Below are 20,709 nucleotides of genomic sequence, written 5' to 3'. Positions count from 1 at the left end.
TGCTGGCCTGCCAGTGTTCCAAATGCATCCGGGCGACGTCATTCGGCAGGGGAAAAGTGGGTCATGACAGCTTCCAGAATTCTTCGGCCGGTGATCGCCTTGGCGGTTCTGGCAGCACTCGGCATCCTGCTCTGGTTTGCAACACGTCCGCCGCCGCTCATCGTCCAAGGCGAGGTCTCTGCCAATCGGGTCGATATCAGCCCGCGTGTCTCCGGCCGCATTGCCAACCTCAATGTCGATGTCGGGGACAATGTCGAAGCCGGCGCTGTCATCGCCGCGCTTGAAAGTCCCGAACTGACGGCGGCACTTCATATGTCTCAAGCCGCCCTTTCCGTTTCGCAAGCCGATCTTGCCCGCGTCAACAGCACGCGTCCCGAGACGATAGATGCCGCCAACGCCGAGCTCGCTGCGGCCGTCGCGGATGTGACCCTCTACCAGGAAGAGTCTGCGCGTCAGGCCAGGCTGATCACCACCGGCGCCTCGACCCAGGCTCAGGCGGACCAGGCGGCCCGGAATCTAGAGGCAGCGATCCGCAAGCGCGAATCCGCCGAGGCCAATGTGCGGCTGGCGGTCGCCGGCTCTAGCAAGGAAGAGAAGGCGCTTGCCGCCGCGCAGGTGGAACAGACGCGCGCCTCGCTCGATCAGCAGCAGGTCAACGTTTCCGAGTTGACGATCCATGCGCCGATCTCCGGGCAGGTCACGACGCGGGTTGCCGAACTCGGCGAGAATTTCAGCGCCGGCGCGCCACTCTTTTCGATTATCGATCTCCAGAACCCCTGGTTCACCTTCAACCTGCGTGAAGATCTGCTGAAGGGCCTGAAGGTCGGGGACAATTTCGATGTCGTCGTGCCTCCAATCGGCCCCGACAAGATCGCGGTCAAGGTGACAATGGTCAATGCACAGGGACAGTACGCGACCTGGCGGGCGACGCGGGCAACCGGCGATTTCGATCTGCGGACATTCGAGGTGCGCGCCGTTCCTGTAAAACCCGTGGACGGCCTGCGGCCCGGCATGAGCGTCATCGCCGCCTGGTCGGAGCGTTGAAATGACGCCGCGCGGGCGCATGCACCCGGGTTTTATTCTCGTCTTCACACGGGAGTTCCACTGGTTTCGCCGCCGGCCGTTCCTCTTGTTCCTGACGATGGTCCTGCCGCTGCTGCTGATGGGCCTTCTGGCCGCGGTTTTCAGCTCAGGTCTGGCAACCCGCCTGCCGATCGCCGTGCTCGATCAGGACGGCACCGATCTGTCGCGCCAGATCATCCGCATGGTCGATGCCACCCAGGATACGTCGGTCGCGCTTGCCGTCAGCGACCTCGCCGAAGGCCGGCAGTTCATCCTTTCCGGCAAGGTTCACGGCCTGCTGATGCTGCCGCGCAATCTCGAGCGCGACGTATTGTCCGGCCGCCGGCCGGAAGTGGTGTTCTTCTACAACAGCCAGACGATGACGACCGGCAATCTGGTGCTGCGTGGTGTCAACGCCGCCGTGCCGACGGTGGCTGCGGGCATCAGATTGTCGTTGCGCACCGCCCAGGGAGAGCCGGTCGACGCCGCACAGGCCGCTCTCGCTCCCGTTCCGGTACAGGTGAACCCGCTCTTCAACCCCACCCTCAACTATGCCCATTTCCTTCTTGCCACCCTGATGCCCAGCGTGCTGCAGGTGGTGATCATCACGACGATGGCCTATTCGCTCGGCCTCGACGTCGAGAGCCGCCACCGGCTGCGTATCCTTCGACGGTTGGGCGGCGGGTTGGGGCCGGCGCTGGCGGGCAAGATCCTGCCCTATACGCTGATCTTTCTCGCCGTGCTCGGCATCGCCGATCTGGTGCTCTTCGATCTTCTCGACATGCCGCTGCACGGCAATCGCGCCCTGCTGCTGATGGCTGGCACCCTGTTTATCCTGGCAAGCCAGTTCATCGGCGTGCTGCTGGCGCTGTTGCTGCGGCCGATGGCGAGCGCCATCAGCATCGGCTCGCTGCTCGCCGCGCCCGCCTTCGGCTTCATGGGCATCGGTTTCCCGAGGATCGGCATGAACGATTTCGCCTACTATTACGGCCAGATGATCCCCGGCACATGGTACCTGATGGCAAGGATCGATCAGACGATCCGCGGCACGCCGCTCGATCTGTCGTGGAAGCCGATCCTCGTGCTGCTCTTCCTCGTCGTCCTGCTTGCATCCGTTACCGTGCTCCGGCTGGAGACGATGAGATCGAGGAACAGGCGTGAGGCGTTGGCACTGCGGGAGGCCCCCCGATGAACGGCGTGCTGGCGACCTGCCGCATCGAATTGCAGCGCATCCTATCGCTGCGGCCGGCATTCTCCGTGCTCATTCTGGCGGCCTGCATCTATGCCGCCCTCTATCCCCAACCCTACAGGGGCGAGGCCCTGCGCGACGTGCCGATCGCCCTTGTCGATCTCGACGGCACCGACAGCAGCCGCCAGTTCGCCCGCCGCGTCGATGCCTCGGCCGATGTGTCCATCGGCGCCGAATTGCCCGACGAGCCAAGCGCCGAGCGCGAGGTCTTCAGCCGCCAGCTCTACGGCACGCTCGTCATCCCGAAATATTTCGAGCGCGACCTGCTGCACGGACGGCCGTCGCCCGTGGCGCTCTATGCCGATGCCAGCTACTTCCTGATCTATTCGCGCATCTCCGGCGGCGTCTCCGCCGTCGCCAAGACTTTCGGCGCCGAGGTCGAGACCGCAAGGCTGGTTGCCATTCATGTCGATCCCGCCATCGCCGCTGCGGCCTCCGACCCGATGCCGCTGACGACGGTGCCGCTCTTCAACCCCCAGGGGGGCTACGCCACCTATCTCCTGCCCGCCGCCTTCGTTCTCCTTCTGCAGCAGATGCTCCTGATCGGCGTCGGCCTGCTCGGAACGCTGCGAAACGACGGGCTCGCCGGCTCACCGGCGGGCGCTCTCGCAACCGTGCTCGGCAAGCTGCTCGCCTACCTCATCCTGGAGGCGGTGGTGCTGCCCTTCTATCTGATCGTGCTGCCTTATCTCTACGACATTCCAAGGCTCGGGGGACCGCTCATCATCTTCGCCGTCTCGCTGCCCTTCGTGCTTTCCGTCAGCGCGCTAGGCATGGTCGTCGCGGCATTGTTCCGCAGCCCCCTCATCGTCCAGCTGGTGTTTGCGGCGATCGGCATCCCCTTCCTGTTTCTCGCGGGCTTTTCCTGGCCGACCGAGGCGATGCCGAAGGCGCTGCAATATCTGGCGCTCCTGGTTCCCAGCAGTTCCGCCATCAATGGAATCGTATCGGTATCGCAGCTCGGGGCATCGTTGAGCGACGTCCGCACGCCTTTTCTGACGCTCTGGGCTCTGGCGCTATTTTACGGTTGCCTCGCGGTCGGATTGGAAGTCAGGATGCGGCGAAGCCACCATTAGAATTCAAGGGTGAAGCATGATGTTGTCCGAAGATCGCTCACACTTTTCGGCTTCATGCTCTGGCGAACGGACAATCGATGCTTGATAATGTCACATGGTCCGGAGTGCTCGCCGATCCTGTCGTCCAGGCCGGGGCGTTGGCCGTGGTCGGTGCGATCGTCACGCGCATCGCGCTTCGGCCCTTCCCGAGCTGGAAGCTCGCCGGCCAGGTGTTCTTCTTCGCGGCGCTGACCGTCCTGCTGCTCTATCACGACATCGTACCTTACGAAGTCGGGCCGGCGCCGGCTTCGACCTTCGAACGCGTCTTCATCGCCCTTGCCAAGGTGGTCTGGTGGATCAATGCCGCCTGGGCGCTGATCGCCTTCGTCCGCGTCTTCCTGATCTTTGAGCGCCAGCCGCGCGAAGGTCGCCTCGTGCAGGATCTGGTCATCGGCCTGATCTATCTCGGCGCGATCCTCTCGGTGGTCGCCTATGTCTTCAGCTTTCCCGTCGGCACGCTGATCGCCACGTCGGGCGTCTTTGCCATCATCCTCGGCCTTGCAATGCAAAGCACCTTGAGCGACGTTTTTTCCGGCATCGCGCTCAATCTCGGCCGGCCCTACGCGATCGGCGACTGGATCGTCCTGAATGACGGCGTTGAAGGCCGTGTCGTTGAAACCAACTGGCGCTCCACCCATCTGCTGAACGGCTCTAACGACCTCGTCGTCTTGCCCAACAGTTTTCTGGCCAAGGTCGGGCTGACCAATCTCAGCAGTCCCGACCGAAGTCACGGCGCGACGCTGACGGTCCGCGTCGTGCCGACGATCGGGCCGTCGGCGATCATCGACGTCATGCGCGCCGTGCTATTGAGCAGCGACTCGATCCTGACTGAGCCGAAACCCGGCGTGCAGATCAAATCGCTGACATCAGATGCGGTGGAGCTGGAGCTCTCCTTCCGCGTCAGGGATATCGGCCAGACGGGACCGGCGAAGAACGACATATTCGATCTCATCTACCGCCATATCAAGGCCGCGGGCCTCACCTTGGCACGACCGCTCGAGGCCGCCGGCCCTCCGCACGACCAGTTGCAGTCGGAAGAGGTGGTGAAGCCGCACCGGCCGACGCCGCTTAAGCTTCTCGACGCCATCCCATTGTTTTCCTCCTTGACCGAGGACGAGAAGGAAACGCTGGCAGCCTCGATGACGCGGCGGACTTACAAGAAGGATGCCATCCTCATCGAACAGGGCGATACGGTTGCATCGCTGATGATCGTGCGCAGCGGTGCGCTCATCGCGACACGGCAGGAAGGCCACAAGGAAATCGAACTCGGCCGGCTGGCGCCGGGCGATTATTTCGGCGAAAGCGGACTGCTGATCGGCGTCGGCGAGGCCGCCAGCCTGCGGGCGCTGACCTTCGTTGTTGTCTATGAGATTGCCCAGGCAAGCCTGACGCCGCTGCTGCACGACCGGCCCGGCATCGCCGAAGAGCTTGCCGCCACCCTCTCACACCGTATCGAGACCGGCCAGCATTCCTTCGCGGCCGAGGGCGCGACGTTGCATGGCCGCTCGGTGAGTTCGCTGGTTACGCGTATCCGCCATCTGTTTAAGGTGCCGCAATAGCTGTCCCAGACGCGCGCCGCTGTAGACTATTTCCGCTGAAACTTCTTCCGTGCTGCGCGCGTCAGGCTCTCGGCGAGGATCATCAGACAGCCGACGAGAAGCAGAGCAGCGCCGAGCAGCGCGTCGACATGCGCGAATTTCACCAGCGAGCCGACGGCGGCGATTAATAGCAGCGCCAACAGCGCCAGCGCGCCGTCGTCGATGAACATGCCGAAGAGTTCCTTGAGCGCAATGTTAAGAATATTCATCATGCGGTGACCTCGGCGCGGGTGTTGAAATACTGCCGCAGCATCCGGACGGCAACGAAGGAAAAGACGGCGAGGACGGCAAGGATGGCCAGGAGCGATAGGTCGGCGCCCGGCCAGTCGGCGCCGACACCCTCGCCGACCCAGAATATGCCGAAGGCGCTGAGCAGCAGGCCGACGACGAATTTCAGGCTGTTTTCCGGAACCGCAGAGAGCGGTTTGTGCACGAAGATGCCGATGATCAGTACCAGCAGGCAGGCTGCGGCCGCACCGAGGCTGGCATAGCCGATCATGCCGTGCCCGGCGCCGGTGGCGATGACGATGAACACCACTTCGATCCCCTCGAGCAGCACGGCCTTGAAAGCTGCCGTCCCTGCCAGGAAATTGGCACGGCGCTCGGCGGATTGGCGCCGCAGGCTATCGGTCTCGGCCGCGAAGGCCTTCTCCTCGTCGTGCAGCGCGATGAAGCCCGAAGCCCGCAGGATCGCCTTGCGCAACCAGCGCAGGCCGAAAAGAACGAGCAGCGTCCCGATCACGAACTGCATCAGTTCGATCGGAATAAGGCCGAGCAGCGGACCGAGCGCCAGCACGAGAAGGGCGAGAAGGGCGAGCGCAAGACCGGTGCCGATGAAGGCGGGACGCCAGCTCTGCGTGACGCCGACGGCGAGGATGATGGTGAAGGCTTCAACGACCTCGACGAAGGAGCCGAGAAACGCGGCCGTGACCGTCGAGGTGATCGTTGTCAAAGTTGTCATGGTGCTTGTCCGTTATGCCGGGGGAATCACGTCTCGGCCTTACTTTTCTTGCCGTTTTCCGCTTCCGCAACATCATCTGGCGTGCGGCTCGGAACGAATCGCTTCGAAATCAGCCAGCAGCCGAGCGCCCAGAGCGCGCCGGCGCACCATCCAGCCAAGACGTCAGTGGGGTAATGGACACCGAGATAGATCCGACTCAAACCGATGATGACGGCGAGAAAGACGCCGGCGCCCATAACGAAAATTCGCGTCGACTGGTAACGCTGCGTTCGCGCCAGCAGCGCGCCCAGCGTCAGATAGGTCACCGCCGAGACCATCGCATGTCCGGAGGGAAAGCTGAGATCGCTCACCTCGACCAGATGCGGCACGATATCGGGGCGCGGCCGAGCGACGAGGATCTTCAAGAGCGTGCTCGCCAGCCAACCGGTCAGCACCGAGGAAAAGACAAAGATCGCGATCGGCCAGCGCCGGTCGAGCAGAAGGTAGACGGTGACGAGAACGGTCATCAGCGAGAGTACGGTGATACCGCCGAGGCTGGTGATATCGTCGACGGCATGCGTCAGCCAGCCAGGCCCGATCGGCACGGCGAGTTCGCCCGGCCGCCGCAGAGCCAGCAGAATCGCCTCGTCGAAGCGGAATGTCTCGCCCTCCAGGACTTCGCTGGTCAATCGCTGCAGCACGAACAGCCCACCGGCGATCGATGCCAGCATGATCAATGTCAGCGGCTCATATGCGTTGAGCCTCGCCAAGAATCCCCGTCGTTGAACCTCACTCATGCCTGCCGTAGAACTCCCTTCACATCATGTCGGTCCTCGCCAGATTGGCAATGCGAAGTCAGGATTCAAGGCCTTGCGGCAATCAAGGACGTTCCCGAGAGGAGTTTATGGGTTGTCGAGGCCGCCGTCTGGTTCATCAACACCCCCGGCGAGATTGTCAGCCACTCCCATCAGTTCACAGTCCCAACGCCTTGTTGATGGCCGCGATCAGTGCAGCTCCGGAAAATTGCTTCTGCAGATATGCAACGCATCCCACCTTTTCCGCTTCCACTTTCACGGAGTCGGTTTCCAGTGCCGTGATGAAAATCACCGGAAGGGTTGTCCCCTCGGCCTTCAGCCGGCGTTGCAGATCGATGCCGGACATGCCACCGAGGTCGATATCAAGGACAAGGCAGTCTATCGCCGTTTTGGGATCGCGAGCGAGAAAGGCCTCGGCGGATGCATACTCCACGGCCAGAAAACCGTAGGCGTTGAGCAGCCGCCCGAGGCTGCGCCGTAGGCTTGCGTCATCATCGACGACAGCGACCGTGCGGCGAAGGTTCTCCACCTCATGCCCCCTCCTTCGAACCTATGAGAGACTAACGGTTGCCGATCAAACTAGGCCGCTTGGAGGTCGATTGATATTGTCCTAAAGGGAAGGACATCGGATCACCCCACCGGCGATGCCGTATCCTGGCCGATGAGACCGACATTCGCGGCGATCGACACTGCCTCGGCCAGCGAACGCACGGCAAGCTTTTCCATGACCTGATGGCGATGCACCTTCACCGTCCGCTCCGAGATGCCGAGTGCATAAGCGATCTGCTTGTTGAGACGGCCGCGAATGAGGAGCTGGAACACTTCGGCCTCACGCGGACTGAGGCCCGCCACCAGCGCCCGCTGGGCTTGAAGGCGGTCGTGGCCGGCCCGCTGTCTTTCGTATTGAATGAGCGCGCGATCGATCGCCTCCATCAATGACGCCGTGGAAGAAGTCTTTTCCAAAAAATCCTTGGCACCCGCCTTCATCGCCTCGACGCTTGCCTTTATGTCTCCTTCCCCCGTGAGGAACACGACAGGCAAGTGCGGTGCCAGCTCCCAGAGCCGCCGTTGGATCTGCAGGCCGGACTGGCCGGGCATCTGGAGATCGAGGAGAACGCAGCCGGGCTCGCAAGCGGAAAAGCGGGCGAGAAAGTGATCTCCGGATTCGTAGGCTTCGACCTTGAGGCCATGAGCGGAAAGCAGCCTTGCGGTCGCCATCCGATAGGAATTGTCGTCATCGACGATATGAATGACAGGTTTCATCTTGATCGTTCCTGCCCGTGGGCGAGTGGCAGGACCATGCGAAAGACTGCCCCGCCTTCGGGGCGGTTGTCGGCGCAGATAGTGCCGCCATAGGTCTCGATAATGGCGCGGGCTATGGAGAGACCCAGCCCCGTCCCCGCCTGCTTGGTGGTGTAGAACGGTTCGAAGATGCGGATCAGCCGCTCCTCGGGAATGCCTTTTCCCGTGTCGGAAACCCGCAATTCCGCCTTCTCGTTCGCCAGTCCCGTTGCAAAAGTGAGCGTTCTCCCCGCCGGCACGGCCTCCAGCATGGCATCCATCGCGTTCGTCGCCAGATTGAGGATGACCTGCTGTACATGGACCTTGTCGGCACGCACCCGCAACTCGCTGGGCGGCCGGCTCGATGTCAGCGTAATTCCGCGTCGTTCCGCCTCGCCGTGAATGATATGGATTGCGCTCGACGTGACGTCGTTCAGGTCGAACTCCTGCCAATCGATCTCGCTTCTTTTCTTGAGCAGTCCTCTCATTCGGCTGATGATATCGCCTGCGCGCTGATCGTCCTCCTGGATGTCGAGAAGAATCTGCTGGATCAGCTCGCGATCGGGGCTCTCGCTTCGAAGCAGCACCGACGCTGCCTCGGCATTGTTTCGAATGGCCGATAGGGGCTGGTTCAGTTCGTGAGCGATCGACGAGGACAATGCGCCGGCTGTCGCGGACTGGTTGAGATGGATGGCTTCAAGCAGGTAAAGCCGCGAGCTGCGCTCGGCGTCGCGGCGGCGCCTCCGCTCAAGCAGGAGCACCGAGATGATGCTGGCCTGCGCCAGCACGAGGCCGCTTCCCGCCACCAACACGACCCAGTGTTCCTCCCAGAGGCTCCTCTCCCTGTGCATCTGGATCGTGCCTGGCGGCAGATCCTTTTCGGCAAGCCCCCAGCGCTTGAGTTGTCGGGCATCGGCGATATAGGTCTGCGGCGCCTCGATATCCAACAACGGCTTGCCGGCAATCGCATCGATGACGAGGTCGCCGACGGTCCTGCCAAGAGCTTCGAATGTGACGGTGTTGCCGCCGACGACGCCATGGTCTATGTAGGTCTGGTAGGGCCCGTAGACAGGCGCGCTGGCGGTTGCTGCGATCTGCCCGATCGCGTCGCGCGGAATAAAGTTGCGCCCTGCCCGATCCTTGAAGACCGTCAATGCCAGGATGATGCTGTCGGGCGGCACACGGGATGCCCGATCGACGAACTCGTCGATCGTCAGATCTTCCAGATAGGTGGTCTCGTAGGACTTCGAGAACTGCTCGAGAGCCGCGCGGGCCGTCGTCAGCCAGCCGCGGTCGAAGTCGGACGAACCGCCGACAATGTAGAGGTGGCGCGCATCGGGCTGCAGGCTGCGGGCCATCTCGGCCGTCTTCAGAATGTCGAATGTCGTGAAGGCTCCGATCACGTCATTCGGCAAGCTGATCTTATCGGCGGTGGCTGTGCCGAAACCGGCGGCGACGATCTTTGCGCCAGGCGCGATCGTGCCGCGGTTCGCGGTTACGAAGCTCGCCGATTCCTTGCCGAGGGCCACGACAACGTCCGGGCGGCGCGCCGCGTATTTCTCGCCGAGATATCGTGCCATGCGCGCGACATGGTCGCCCTCCGGAAACCGCGAGAGATCCAGGAACTCCGAAAACAGGTCGATCCTGCCGTTTGTCGCTTCCAGCAAACGGCTCCGCAGCGCCTCTCCGGCAGCGGTCGTCGCCGCGATCCTCTCATCGTAGGGATAAAGAACGAGAACGCGGGGAACCGGGTCGATGATGGCAATTGAGGTGTCGGAGGCTGCCGCATCGCGGCCGGACACACTTATGGCGACAACCGCCAACAAAAAGGCAGTGCAGCATAATCGACCTGACCATTCGCCCAAGCCCATCCGCTTTCCCCCCAAAGCCGGGCGACAATAACAGCTTCTCGCTGCGCCGTCATCTGCCCAGCACTACTTTCGATTGCCATCGCATCAAGAGATTCCCTAAAGTACAATATCGGGCGAAGGCAGCATTCGCTAAAATTCAGCGCGCCGGGGCAGAGATGCAACCGGCTTCGCAACCCTGCCGAAGGCAGCTCCGGCAGGATCTTCATTTTCAAAGCAGTCTAGTTGAATCGACGCATGCAATCGCAGCCTTTGCCGCGAGCGGCTCCGTCATTCAAGAACGTCAACGGAGGGATTTGAAATGAACGGCAGAATCCTTATCCGCTGCATCGGAGCACTGGCTTCATCCACCATTCTCTGGTGTGCGGCCTCGCCCCTGCAAGCGCAGGACGCCCAACGAAAACCCAACATCCTGTTCATCGTTTCAGATGATACCGGCTACGGCGATCTTGGCCCCTATGGCGGGGGCGAAGGTCGCGGGATGCCGACCCCGAACATTGACAAGCTGGCTGAAGACGGCATGACCTTCTTCTCCTTCTACGCCCAGCCGAGCTGCACACCCGGCCGTGCGGCCATGCAGACGGGACGAATTCCGAACCGCAGCGGCATGACGACCGTCGCCTTTCAAGGCCAGGGCGGTGGATTGCCCGCAGCCGAATGGACGCTCGCCTCCGTTCTCAAGCGCGGCGGCTATCATACCTATTTCACCGGCAAATGGCATCTCGGCGAAGCGGATTACGCCATGCCGACTGCGCAAGGCTATGATGAGATGCGGTACACCGGCCTTTACCACTTGAATGCCTATACCTATGCCGATCCCACCTGGTTTCCGGACATGGATCCGAAGCTGCGGGCGATGTTCCAGAAGGTGACCAAGGGGGCGTTGTCCGGCAAGGCAGGAGGACCGGTGACCGAAGAATTCAAGGTCAACGGGCAATATGTCGACACACCCACGATCGACGGTAAGGAAGGCGTTGTCGGCATTCCGTTCTTCGACAGCTACGTAGAGAAAGCGGCACTGGGCTTTCTTGACGAGGCCGCCAAAGCGCCGGACGAACCCTTCTTCATCAACGTGAACTTCATGAAGGTCCACCAGCCGAACATGCCGGCCCCGGAGTTCGAGCACAAGTCCATGTCGAAGTCGAAGTATGCGGACTCGATCGTGGAACTCGACACCCGCATTGGCCGAATCATGGACAAATTGCGGGAAACCGGGATGGACCGCAACACGCTGGTTTTCTACACCACCGATAATGGGGCGTGGCAGGACGTTTATCCGGACGCCGGATACACTCCGTTCCGTGGCACCAAAGGCACCCTGCGTGAGGGCGGCAACCGTGTTCCTGCGATCGCGGTCTGGCCGGGAAAGATCAAACCCCGCACCAAGAACCACGACATCGTCGGTGGCCTCGATCTGATGGCGACATTCGCCGCAGTCGGCGCGGTTCCGCTTCCCGACAAGGATCGCGAAGACAAACCGATTATATTCGATAGCTACGACATGTCGCCGATCCTGCTCGGTACCGGTAAATCGGAACGCAAGTCATGGTTCTACTTTACCGAAAACGAGCTCTCGCCCGGTGCGATACGCGTCAACAACTACAAGTTCGCGTTCAATATCCGCGGCGATGACGGAGCCGCGACGGGCGGGCTGGCGGTCGACACCAACCTCGGCTGGAAGGGTGAGGAGAAGTATGTCGCCACGGTGCCCCAAGTGTTTGATCTGTGGCAGGACCCGCAGGAACGCTACGACATTTTCATGAACAACTTCACGGAGCGGACCTGGATGGGCGTGGTCATGGGCGAGGAATTGAAGAAGATCATGGCCACCTACGTGGAATACCCACCTCGCAAGCCCCAGAGCCTGACCTACAACGGTCCCATCACGCTATCGGATTACAGTCGTTTTCAATGGATCCGAGAATCGTTGGCAAAGGAAGGCGTGAGCATTCCTATGCCGACCGGCAATTGATTTTCGCACGGCGGCCTGGATCCAACCAGAGCCGCCGTCTTCCAAACGGGGTTTATCTGACTTTCGTACCAGCAATTTGGAGGACATCCGATGTTCGCGATTCAAGATTTCATCAAGTCGGCCCGCGGCCGAACGTTGGCTGTTACTGCGGCTCTTCTCTTTGCTGCTTCCGCGTACGCTCAAAGCGATCCGCTGCCCTCGTGGAACGACACGGCCTCGAAGGCAGCCATCGTTTCTTTCGTCGATAAGGTAACCGGGCAAGGATCGCCCGAATTCGTTCCGGAACCGGAACGCATCGCCGTTTTCGACAATGATGGAACCCTGTGGGTCGAACATCCGATCTATACGCAGCTCGCATTCGCTCTCGACCGAGTGAAATTGCTTGCTCCTCAGCATCCGGAATGGAAAGAAACGCAGCCGTTCAAGGCCGTGCTCGAAGGCGACATGACGGCGCTCGCGGCGTCGGGAGAAAAGGGCCTCGTCGAGCTAATCATGACCACGCATGCCGGAATGACCAGCAATGATTTCCAGAAGATCGTCACCGATTGGCTGGCGTCAGCACGTGACCCTAAATTCAATCGGCCTTACACAGAACTCGTCTATCAGCCGATGGTCGAGCTTCTCGCCTATCTCCGCGCCAACGGTTTCAAGACCTTCATCGTTTCAGGAGGCGGCATCGAGTTCATGCGGCCATGGGCGGAAAAAGTCTATGGCGTCCCGCCCGAGCAGGTTATCGGCTCGTCGATCAAGACCGAATTCAGGATGCAGGACGACACGCCGACCCTCTATCGGCTCCCCGAAGTCAACTTCATCGACGACAAGGCCGGTAAACCCGTCGGGATCAACCAGCAGATCGGCCGCCGGCCGATTGCCGCCTTCGGTAATTCCGACGGAGATCTCCAAATGCTGCAATGGACGACCATGGCAGGCGCACCTGCCAGGCTCGGCGTGCTGATCCATCACACCGATGCGGAGCGCGAATATGCCTACGACCGCGATACCGAATTCGGCCGCCTCGACAAGGCGCTCGATGCGGCGGCGATCACCGGCTGGACCGTCGTCGATATGAAGGCCGACTGGAAACAAGTGTTCAAGGATTAGGAATGCGCCTCACGCCAGAAGTTTGAACAATGGCGGCCCCGACTTCTAAAACGTCAATAGGGAGCGATTGAGTGGCAGCATCTGTTCGGTCAACAGCAGTGGGACGAATAGCTGTCCTGCTTTTCCTGTTGCTCGCGCCTGCCGGGCGCAGCCTTGCCACTGACGACATCCCGACATCCGGGGCCGACCCGCAGATATCGATCCATGAGGGTTTCGTGGACGAAAGGACGTGCGCATCCTGCCACGCCGATCAGGCCGCGGCTTTTTCGAAATCCCACCATGCAAAGGCCATGGCGTTGGCCGACGAGGAAACGGTGCGGGGCGATTTCGACAATAGCAGGTTCGACCATGACGGCGTCGTCACGACCTTCACCCGCCGCGACGGCCGCTTCTTCGTCAACACCGAGGGGGCGGACGGCAACCAGGCCGAGTTCGAAGTCAAATATACCTTCGCCTACGAGCCCCTGCAGCAATACCTCATCGACATCGGGGGAGGACGGCTGCAGGCTCTCGACATCGCCTGGGATACGGTCAGACGGCAGTGGTTCTGGCTCGGCAACGGAACCCCGGCCAAACCCGGATCGACCTATCATTGGACAGGTCCTTTCTATCGCTGGAACCGCACCTGCATCGATTGTCATTCGACCGATCCCCAGGCGAAGTTTCAAGCGCAGACGAACGAATACAAGTCGACCTACGTCGCCACCAGCATTGGCTGTCAGTCCTGTCATGGTCCCGGCGCCAGGCACGTTGCTTCGGCGCAATCGGGCAACGCCTCATCCTCCGTCAAGCCGGATACAGGTCTGCCGAAAGTCGATGCTGGCATCTGTTTTGCCTGCCATGCCAGGCGCACCAAGCTGCTGGACGGCTATCAACCGGGAAAGCCCTTTCTCGATTATTTTTCCCCTGCCCTGCTCCGGCAGGATCTTTATTTCCCTGACGGACAGATACTCGACGAGGTCTTCGAATATGGCTCGTTTCAGCAAAGCAAGATGGCAAGGGCGGGCGTGACCTGTCTCGACTGTCATCGGCCGCATGATGCCGGCCTGAAGGCCGAGGGCAACGCGCTTTGTACGCAATGCCACACAGAGGCGAAGCCGGAGCGCTTCGTCAACCAGGATCCGAGCGGGATGTTCGACACTCCCGGTCATACCCGCCACCAGGCCGGCTCCACCGGAGCACAATGCGCCAACTGCCATATGCCGGAACGCACCTACATGAAGGTCGATCCGCGCCGCGACCACTCCTTCGTCATCCCACGGCCCGACCTGTCGGCCACGCTCGGAACGCCGAATGCATGCACGACCTGCCATGTCGGCAAAACCGATGATTGGGCAGCCGAAACAATGGATGGATGGTACGGAACGCAATGGCGCAAACGCCCGTCGATCGCCCATGCCTTCACCGGAGCTGCAAACGGCGATCGAGCCGCGGTGAAGGCCCTGCGCGCGCTTGTCGGCGACCAAAACCAAGCAGGAATTGTCAGGGGCAGCGCCATCGCAGCAATGAGCCGAACTGGCGGCGCGGATATCACCACCGACATTCAAACGGCTGCAGCCGATGCAGATCCGCTCGTCAGGCTCGGTGCTGCGGAAGCGGCAAGCAACATTCCGTCGGAGCAGAGGCTGGATGCGATCGGCAAGCTGCTCGGCGATGAAACGCGTGCGGTGCGCGTTGCTGCCGCCAATGCACTCGCCGGCACTCCTCCCCACCTCTTCGGCAATCAGCAGGGCAATTTCGAAGCCGCTGTCGCGGATCTGCGCGCCTATGTCGAAGCCAATGCCGACGTCGCGGAAACACAAAGCAATTATGGCTTCTTCCTGTTCGCCCGGCAGCGTACGGCCGAGGCCGAAGCCGCGTTCCGGCGGGCGATTTCGCTCGACCCGACACTGGAGGGAATGCGCATCAATCTCGCCGAGTTCTACCGCGCCACCGGTCAGAACGACAGGTCGGAGCAGACCTATGCCGAAGCGATCCGGATGGCGCCCGAACGCGCGGATCTGCGTTACGGCCATGCGCTGTCCTTGGTGCGCAAACAGGCATTGACCAATGCCATAGTGGAACTCGAAGAGGCCGTGCGGCTCGATCCGCAGAACTCCCAGTACAAAACGACCTTTGCCGTCGCTCTCGATTCGGCTGGCCGGACGGGAGAGGCCCTAGACAGACTTGATGGCTGGGTCACGGGCGGAGATCCCGACATCATTGGTCTGGCGCTCCAATACAGTCTCAAGCTTCGACGCCTGCCGGAGGCGCTTGAATACGCGGAAGATCTGGCGCGACTGAGGCCTCAGGACCGGCAGATTTCAGGCCTCATCGGGCAGTTGAAGCAGGCGATCAACGGAAAATAGACATTTAAGCTTGTCGAAAGCTACTTCCCGTTGCACAGTGCCGACTCGGGACAGCAGTGCCGAGGCGACAAACGAGGTCGGGGGATTCTCATGAAAGCCATATACTTACGTGCCATTCTGTTGTTGGCGGGGATCTCCGCTGCGTCGGCCGGCAACGCCGCCGATATCACGCCGCTCACGCCGGAAGCAAAAACGGTCGAGAGCCAGAGCGGGTGGGAATTCACCTTCGCGCCATATTTCTGGGCTGCCGGCATATCCGGCGATATTGGGCAGTTTGGGCTTCCGGAAGTTCATGTCGATGCGGATTTCGGCGATATCCTCCAAAACCTCGACTTCGCTTTCATGGCGGCAGGCGAAGCAAGATACGATCGCTTCAGCATCGTCGGTGACGTGATCTACACCAAGCTCGGTGCCGACGCCGACACACCTGCCGGCATCCTTGCCGACAGCGTCGATGTGACATCGAAGACCTTCGCGGGACTTCTTGGCGTCGGTTACGCCATACTCGATGACCAAAATGGCCATCTCGATGTGGTCGGGGGCATGAGGGTCTGGTCGGCCAAAACCGAAATCTCCTTCAATGGCGGCATTCTGGCCGGAGTGGATGTCGAAGACAGCGCCACATGGGTCGACGCCGTCGCCGGCGTTCGTGGAAACTACTTCTTCACGCCGGAAATCTATGTCACGGGATGGGGTCTGGTGGGCGCCGGCGGCGCCGACCTCGACTGGGACGTGGCGTTGGGCCTCGGCTACAAGTTCAACGACAGCATCTCGGCGGTCGCGGGATATCGCGCACTCGGCGTCAATTACGACAATGACGGGTTCGTCTTTGACGTCGTCGAGCAGGGACCGATTATCGGTGTCGCCTTCCGGTTCTGACGCCCGGACTGGCGAACTTCGGACTGCTAGCGATTATCCTTCCAGCGGACGGCCCGGGGCGCCCAATTTTTTTGATGGGTTGCGCAGTCTGTCACACGTCGGGGATACCGAGGTCATCTCGATCACGTACCAAGTGTGACCAAACGCTCGATTAGCCACACGGTTGCGACGACCCCAATGAAATAAGCAGCCAATGTACGGGCTGGCTGCGCCGGTACTTCGGCGAAAGCAGAGGTCGCTGCCCAGCCAGCAAGCGCGGCCGCAACAAAAACCAGTTGCCCCGCCTCCACTCCCAGATTGAAAGTCAACAGCGCCAGCGGAACATCGACCTGCGGCAGGCCGATTTCCTTCAACGCCCCTGAGAAGCCGAAACCGTGCAGAAGGCCGAAGGCAAAAGCCACGAGCCAGGGATAGCGCTCGGACAGACGCGGATCCCCCGGCTTGATCTTGAGGAGCTCGCTTGCGACGAAAGCAATACTAAGTGCAATGACCGCCTCCACCGGTTTCTGGGACAGACTGAAGTAGCCGAGCCCAGCACCCGACAGGGTAATGCTGTGAGCGACGGTGAAAGCCGTGATCGTCTTCAGCAGCATCCACCGGTCGTGGATCAGAAGTATGAGGGCTAGCACAAACAGCAGATGATCGATGCCGGAAAGAATATGCTCGAGACCAAGACGAAAATAGGTCGCGGCAACCTCAAGGCTCGATTGGGTGCCAACAACGGCGAAGCTCGGATTTTCGGGGGTGAGGCGCGCCACTTCGGTGGTGCCGTCGAGGTATGACAGACGCGCCAGCGCATCGGTTAGTGTGGCGTCGAGCCCATCCACTGCAATCACCTGGCCCTGCAGGACTACTCCGCATCTTGCCGTCCATCGCTCCTTGTAGGCACCAGCCTCGAGCGTCCGCACGGGCTCGGCTTCCGGTTTGCAAGTCTCGGGCAGGCGCAGGTTGAGGCTGAGGCGCATCTCGCCGCGTGCCGGCACCTTCCACACTATGACAAAGGTATTTTCACCGACCTCCCGCATGTCGAGGTAGGCAGGTCGTAGCTCATGGGCCGATGCAATTGAAGCAAGCAACGGCAGCATCAGGATCCAGAGAGTTGCAGCGATTCGGATCATGGCTTGGTCTCTCGAACTGCAGGTTCGACAATCACGTCGTAGTGCTTGAGCAACTCCTTAAGGCGGCTGTTTTCGATCTCCTCGCGTTTGGCGTTTTTCCACTCGAGCACCACGGGGTCGCGGATCTCTTGCAGCGCAGGGACATGCCCGAAGATGTGCTCCGAGACCCGCACAAGATGCAGGCCGAAACCGGATCGTACCGGCCCCGTCCATTGGTTAGGCGCGGCGTTGTCGAGTGAGTCGGCAAACTCGGAACCGAAGGCCTGGGCAATCGAGGTCTTGGTAGTGAGCGGTAGCTCGACGGGAAGCAGAGACGGATCGCCCAACGACGAAACATCGATGCCGGGGTTGGTCAAAAGAATCTTGAGAAACGATGCTGCATCCTGCTCAGCTGCACTACCGCGGCGCTGCGGACTGAGATACACCTGCTCGAAGGCGAGCATCGGATCGACTTCAAACTCCTTTTGATGGGCTTCGAGATAGGCCTCGATTTCTGCATCCGTCGGGGCGGTCTGCTCGACTTCTGCGTCGTTGAGAAACTCCATCTTCTGTCGCAGCCGGCGGCGAATGACGGTATCGTCCTGGTCGAGACCAAGCTTCTTGGCTTCCCGTGAAAAAATTTCCTCTTTGACGTAGTCGTCGATTAGGCCCTTGAGTTCATCCTCGGTGGGCGGCCGCTGGCCGGTCTTGGCGTAGATCGTCGCCAATTGTTCGATACGAGATGCAGTAACAATGATGCGCTCGGGCGCTTCTGCCCCTCCACCTCCGATGAGTGCAGAAATTCCAAAGATAGCAAGCGAGATCAACAAGAAATGGAGCAGAGGCTCCCTCGCTATACGGCCGAACATTGCTGCACATCCACCCGCTGGCTAAGATCCATTTCACTCAGCCCAACCCGTGCCTGCTCTATCCAGATCATCAAGACTTCTCCGGCGAGTACCAGATGGGCGAGGTGTAAGCCCGCTCCTGGATCGAGGTGGGAATTTCCGGCGGCAGTGTCAGGCCGTAATACTTGGCGTCATAGGTGGTCCAGCGCGGCGTCGGGATTTCCAGAACACGGCCATAGTAGAAGGCGCGGAGGGAGGAATCAAAGTCGGGATCCTTCCACACGGCAATCAGTTCGGGAGCGCCGATGGTGTTGGACCAGTTGGCATTGGAGACATCGACGGAGTTGCCGACGGGCGGAAGCTTGCCGTCGGCTCCCGGTTTGCGGTCGCCGCCCCACACGACATCATAGACCTTCTCCTGCATTTCGCCCTTGCCATCGACCCAGCCCTTGACGATCTGATAACGATCAAGATTGGCGCCGATCGGATCCTTCAGGGCTGCGATGAGGAAGGTCGGCACCTTGCCATCCGGCGCCGAACCCAAGTCGCCGCCCATCGGCACGCCCTTAGTATAGCCGGCAATGGCGGGACTCCGGGTCTGAGCATCGGACTCCGTGAAGTCGTAGCCGCCGAAAAAGCGCACCGCCATGCGCGGGCCGGTCGTGGCATAGGTCTCGCGCCGCTGCATGGCATCGAAAATCGCTTCGCGGGTGTTCGCCGCCGCCCATACCGCCGCATAGCCGGAGGCGGATGTCTCCCATTCCATGATCTTGCCTGACCGGCCGGCCATAAATTCCCTTGTTGACCGCTCCGCGCCGGGTTCCATGCCCGAGGTCTTGCCCCAGTAATTGTCTTCCTCAACCCCGGCAAGCCCCGTATGCGCGTCGGTCGAGCCGACCATGCCGAACTTGTAGGGGTTGGCGCCAATCTCGCCCTCAAGCTTCAATCCGAGTTTCAGTGCCGAACGGGAATATTCATACTGCAACATGTCGTTCGACTTCGCGACAGTCAGATCGAGATTGCCCTTGTCCCACTTCTCGAAGTTGGCGAACTCGTCAGTGGGGGACAGAACGGGGTGGGTCTCGCCGTCACCCTTGATCTGGGTGGCTTCATAGAGCCGTTCCCACTTCATGCGGGTCTCGGCATACTCCCGGTCGATGGGCGTACCGGTACCAGGTTCGATGATCGGGAACATCTGACCATTCGAGAGATTGCCGTTGTGGGCGATGGCAAGCACCTGGCCCCCGGTCTTGTCCACATAAGCCTGCATCCATTTCCAAAGATCGCGCGGGTCGTTGCTTCCCAGCGGTTTCGTGGTGGTAAGAGGCACGACCTGGCCGGCCTTTTCGCCATTGTCGCGGAAAATCACGTTGCGGTGAAGGTTGTTTCCCTCCGCAGTCGAGGTCCACTCGTAGCCAATGAGGGCGGTGAACCGGCCCGGGTCGTTGTATTCCTCCGCCGCCTTGATCGTGTCATCCCAGACGTTCCTGTAGGGGAGCGTGTCGGCACCATACACCATGACTTTCGGAATGTTTCCGGCTGCAAAGGCTTTGACCATCTCGATGGCAGCCTCCGGACCCCGGCCAGACTGGATCATGTCGTACCACGTGCGGGCTTTCGGATCGGCGAGCAATTCGGGCTTGCCCGCCAGGAGGTCGGTGATCATTCCCATATTGTCCGAGTGATCGGCCACCACGAGGAAGTCCAGAGGACGCGAGAGCTTGGCGGGCTGGTTGGTGGACGACATGACCTGCTCGCCCCGCGCAAATCGATAGGCATCGCGCGGTGTCAGCCGGGCTCCGAAGGCCCCGGCGTCGAAGGAAACGGCAGTGTGAAGGTGGGTATCGCCGAACAGTGGTCGGGTTGGGAAGTTGCGGTCGGCGTAAGGCGAATAGGGTCGCTTGGTTGGAAATGCCCTTGCCGCCTTTTCGACCGTAAGGTCGCCTGTATCGCCCTCGGCCATGACAGGAACCGAGAGCGCGACAATCGTGGCACCAATTAGGAGAGTCCTGACAAACTGCATCATCATGTTTCGCCCTTGATTTCCTTGCCGAACGCTTGCGCCGTTCACTCATCATGACAAACGGAACGCGGCTCTCGACAAGTTTGAGAACATATTATCAGATATATTCAACATCTAACGAATATTTCCTTGACCCAAGTCAAACGGCAAGACTGGACTTCTTCTTCAGAAAGGCAATAATTACACGGGTTACTTTGCGCGGTCTTACAACTAATATTGCCGAGGATAGTGATTTAGGCGGACTCTCGTAGGCAAATCGGCGAAGCCGCCGAGTACATGCTCAGGCAATAGGGCGATATAGCCTGCCGGTTTGCGGTCGCGGAGCGTCCTTTCGATTGCTAATCGACTGAAAGGCGATTCCTAGCTTGATATGCATTTCGCCTCACTGCGTTCCTGATCACAATCGACATCTGCGTGGTGGGCGCCATCACGGTGGCAAATCGCCCCTCCCGCAAACGACCACCCTTGCAGTAGCAAAAGCTCAACCTTCTTTTGCTATCGCTGGAGCCGATG

Annotated in this window: 17 protein-coding genes; 8 read left to right on the top strand and 9 right to left on the bottom strand. The window is 60.7% G+C overall.

The window, feature by feature from the left end; genetic code table 11:
- Positions 1-63 precede the first annotated feature (63 nt).
- The 4 genes from HFO99_RS07245 to HFO99_RS07230 all read left to right on the top strand — a co-directional run bounded on the left by HFO99_RS07245 (position 64) and on the right by HFO99_RS07230 (position 4,985).
- Positions 64-1,044 (top strand): HlyD family secretion protein, encoded by a 981-nt coding sequence (locus tag HFO99_RS07245; protein WP_222360244.1) that lies wholly within the window; start codon positions 64-66, stop codon positions 1,042-1,044.
- A 1-nt stretch (position 1,045) separates the two neighbouring features.
- Positions 1,046-2,254, top strand: coding sequence for an ABC transporter permease (locus tag HFO99_RS07240; RefSeq protein WP_222360242.1), 1,209 nt, complete (start codon positions 1,046-1,048; stop codon positions 2,252-2,254).
- Positions 2,251-3,387 (top strand): ABC transporter permease, encoded by a 1,137-nt coding sequence (locus tag HFO99_RS07235; RefSeq protein ID WP_222360240.1) that lies wholly within the window; start codon positions 2,251-2,253, stop codon positions 3,385-3,387. Before HFO99_RS07240 ends, HFO99_RS07235 begins: the two co-directional genes overlap by 4 nt.
- A gap of 77 nt (positions 3,388-3,464) precedes the next feature.
- Entirely contained in the window at positions 3,465-4,985 is a 1,521-nt protein-coding gene (locus HFO99_RS07230; RefSeq protein ID WP_222360238.1) for a mechanosensitive ion channel family protein, read from the top strand.
- Between the two features lie 26 nt (positions 4,986-5,011).
- Here the strand turns inward: HFO99_RS07230 and HFO99_RS07225 are convergent, their stop codons facing one another.
- From HFO99_RS07225 to HFO99_RS07200, 6 genes are all read right to left on the bottom strand, one after another.
- Positions 5,012-5,236, bottom strand: coding sequence for a hypothetical protein (locus HFO99_RS07225; RefSeq protein ID WP_222360236.1), 225 nt, complete (start codon positions 5,234-5,236; stop codon positions 5,012-5,014).
- A complete protein-coding gene (locus tag HFO99_RS07220) occupies positions 5,233-5,985 on the bottom strand; it encodes a COG4280 domain-containing protein (RefSeq protein WP_222360234.1) in 753 nt (250 codons plus the stop codon). The genes HFO99_RS07225 and HFO99_RS07220 overlap by 4 nt, the downstream gene beginning before the upstream one ends.
- Positions 5,986-6,011: 26 nt before the next feature.
- On the bottom strand, positions 6,012-6,761 hold the full coding sequence (locus HFO99_RS07215; RefSeq protein WP_222360232.1) for a phosphatase PAP2 family protein: 750 nt from the start codon (positions 6,759-6,761) through the stop codon (positions 6,012-6,014).
- 175 nt (positions 6,762-6,936) lie between these two features.
- Positions 6,937-7,308 carry a response regulator transcription factor gene (locus HFO99_RS07210; protein ID WP_222360230.1) on the bottom strand — a complete coding sequence of 124 codons (372 nt, stop codon included), beginning with the start codon at positions 7,306-7,308 and terminating at the stop codon, positions 6,937-6,939.
- A gap of 101 nt (positions 7,309-7,409) precedes the next feature.
- On the bottom strand, positions 7,410-8,042 hold the full coding sequence (locus HFO99_RS07205; protein ID WP_222360227.1) for a response regulator transcription factor: 633 nt from the start codon (positions 8,040-8,042) through the stop codon (positions 7,410-7,412).
- On the bottom strand, positions 8,039-9,931 hold the full coding sequence (locus HFO99_RS07200) for a sensor histidine kinase (protein ID WP_222360225.1): 1,893 nt from the start codon (positions 9,929-9,931) through the stop codon (positions 8,039-8,041). Before HFO99_RS07200 ends, HFO99_RS07205 begins: the two co-directional genes overlap by 4 nt.
- A gap of 298 nt (positions 9,932-10,229) precedes the next feature.
- Here HFO99_RS07200 and HFO99_RS07195 point away from each other — a divergent pair, with 298 nt between their 5' ends.
- The 4 genes from HFO99_RS07195 (at position 10,230) to HFO99_RS07180 (ending at position 16,228) form a co-directional block, all read left to right on the top strand.
- Positions 10,230-11,900: an arylsulfatase gene (locus HFO99_RS07195; protein ID WP_222299694.1), complete on the top strand. Its 1,671-nt coding sequence runs from the start codon at positions 10,230-10,232 to the stop codon at positions 11,898-11,900.
- A gap of 90 nt (positions 11,901-11,990) precedes the next feature.
- Complete coding sequence (locus HFO99_RS07190) at positions 11,991-13,001, top strand: HAD family hydrolase (protein ID WP_222360223.1); 1,011 nt, start codon at positions 11,991-11,993, stop codon at positions 12,999-13,001.
- A gap of 71 nt (positions 13,002-13,072) precedes the next feature.
- Positions 13,073-15,349, top strand: coding sequence for a tetratricopeptide repeat protein (locus tag HFO99_RS07185; RefSeq protein WP_222360221.1), 2,277 nt, complete (start codon positions 13,073-13,075; stop codon positions 15,347-15,349).
- A 90-nt stretch (positions 15,350-15,439) separates the two neighbouring features.
- Positions 15,440-16,228, top strand: coding sequence for a DUF481 domain-containing protein (locus HFO99_RS07180; protein WP_222360219.1), 789 nt, complete (start codon positions 15,440-15,442; stop codon positions 16,226-16,228).
- A gap of 122 nt (positions 16,229-16,350) precedes the next feature.
- On the opposite strand, the gene HFO99_RS07175 is transcribed toward HFO99_RS07180, so the two are convergent.
- The 3 genes from HFO99_RS07175 to HFO99_RS07165 all read right to left on the bottom strand — a co-directional run bounded on the left by HFO99_RS07175 (position 16,351) and on the right by HFO99_RS07165 (position 20,196).
- The gene (locus tag HFO99_RS07175; protein ID WP_222360217.1) at positions 16,351-17,346 is read right to left on the bottom strand and encodes a HupE/UreJ family protein; all 996 of its coding nucleotides are present in this window, start codon (positions 17,344-17,346) and stop codon (positions 16,351-16,353) included.
- Positions 17,343-18,194: a peptidyl-prolyl cis-trans isomerase gene (locus tag HFO99_RS07170; protein ID WP_222360215.1), complete on the bottom strand. Its 852-nt coding sequence runs from the start codon at positions 18,192-18,194 to the stop codon at positions 17,343-17,345. The genes HFO99_RS07175 and HFO99_RS07170 overlap by 4 nt, the downstream gene beginning before the upstream one ends.
- Before the next feature lie 70 nt (positions 18,195-18,264).
- On the bottom strand, positions 18,265-20,196 hold the full coding sequence (locus HFO99_RS07165) for a DUF3604 domain-containing protein (protein WP_222360418.1): 1,932 nt from the start codon (positions 20,194-20,196) through the stop codon (positions 18,265-18,267).
- Positions 20,197-20,709 lie beyond the last annotated feature (513 nt).

Origin of the sequence: Rhizobium leguminosarum, assembly GCF_019798305.1 — a bacterium.
In the GTDB taxonomy this organism is placed as follows: Bacteria; Pseudomonadota; Alphaproteobacteria; order Rhizobiales; family Rhizobiaceae; genus Rhizobium; species Rhizobium leguminosarum_U.
The sequence above is the reverse complement of the archived record's forward strand: the minus strand, read 5'-3'. Positions and strand labels throughout refer to the sequence as shown.

Coding starts and splice junctions, on each gene's coding strand:
- HFO99_RS07165 (WP_222360418.1), bottom strand. CDS start 20,196: ATGCAGTTTGTCAGGACTCTCCTAATTGGTGCCACGATTGTCGCGCTC.
- HFO99_RS07240 (WP_222360242.1), top strand. CDS start 1,046: ATGACGCCGCGCGGGCGCATGCACCCGGGTTTTATTCTCGTCTTCACA.
- HFO99_RS07245 (WP_222360244.1), top strand. CDS start 64: ATGACAGCTTCCAGAATTCTTCGGCCGGTGATCGCCTTGGCGGTTCTG.
- HFO99_RS07170 (WP_222360215.1), bottom strand. CDS start 18,194: ATGTTCGGCCGTATAGCGAGGGAGCCTCTGCTCCATTTCTTGTTGATC.
- HFO99_RS07195 (WP_222299694.1), top strand. CDS start 10,230: ATGAACGGCAGAATCCTTATCCGCTGCATCGGAGCACTGGCTTCATCC.
- HFO99_RS07180 (WP_222360219.1), top strand. CDS start 15,440: ATGAAAGCCATATACTTACGTGCCATTCTGTTGTTGGCGGGGATCTCC.
- HFO99_RS07200 (WP_222360225.1), bottom strand. CDS start 9,931: ATGGGCTTGGGCGAATGGTCAGGTCGATTATGCTGCACTGCCTTTTTG.
- HFO99_RS07220 (WP_222360234.1), bottom strand. CDS start 5,985: ATGACAACTTTGACAACGATCACCTCGACGGTCACGGCCGCGTTTCTC.
- HFO99_RS07205 (WP_222360227.1), bottom strand. CDS start 8,042: ATGAAACCTGTCATTCATATCGTCGATGACGACAATTCCTATCGGATG.
- HFO99_RS07175 (WP_222360217.1), bottom strand. CDS start 17,346: ATGATCCGAATCGCTGCAACTCTCTGGATCCTGATGCTGCCGTTGCTT.
- HFO99_RS07235 (WP_222360240.1), top strand. CDS start 2,251: ATGAACGGCGTGCTGGCGACCTGCCGCATCGAATTGCAGCGCATCCTA.
- HFO99_RS07225 (WP_222360236.1), bottom strand. CDS start 5,236: ATGATGAATATTCTTAACATTGCGCTCAAGGAACTCTTCGGCATGTTC.
- HFO99_RS07190 (WP_222360223.1), top strand. CDS start 11,991: ATGTTCGCGATTCAAGATTTCATCAAGTCGGCCCGCGGCCGAACGTTG.
- HFO99_RS07230 (WP_222360238.1), top strand. CDS start 3,465: ATGCTTGATAATGTCACATGGTCCGGAGTGCTCGCCGATCCTGTCGTC.
- HFO99_RS07215 (WP_222360232.1), bottom strand. CDS start 6,761: ATGAGTGAGGTTCAACGACGGGGATTCTTGGCGAGGCTCAACGCATAT.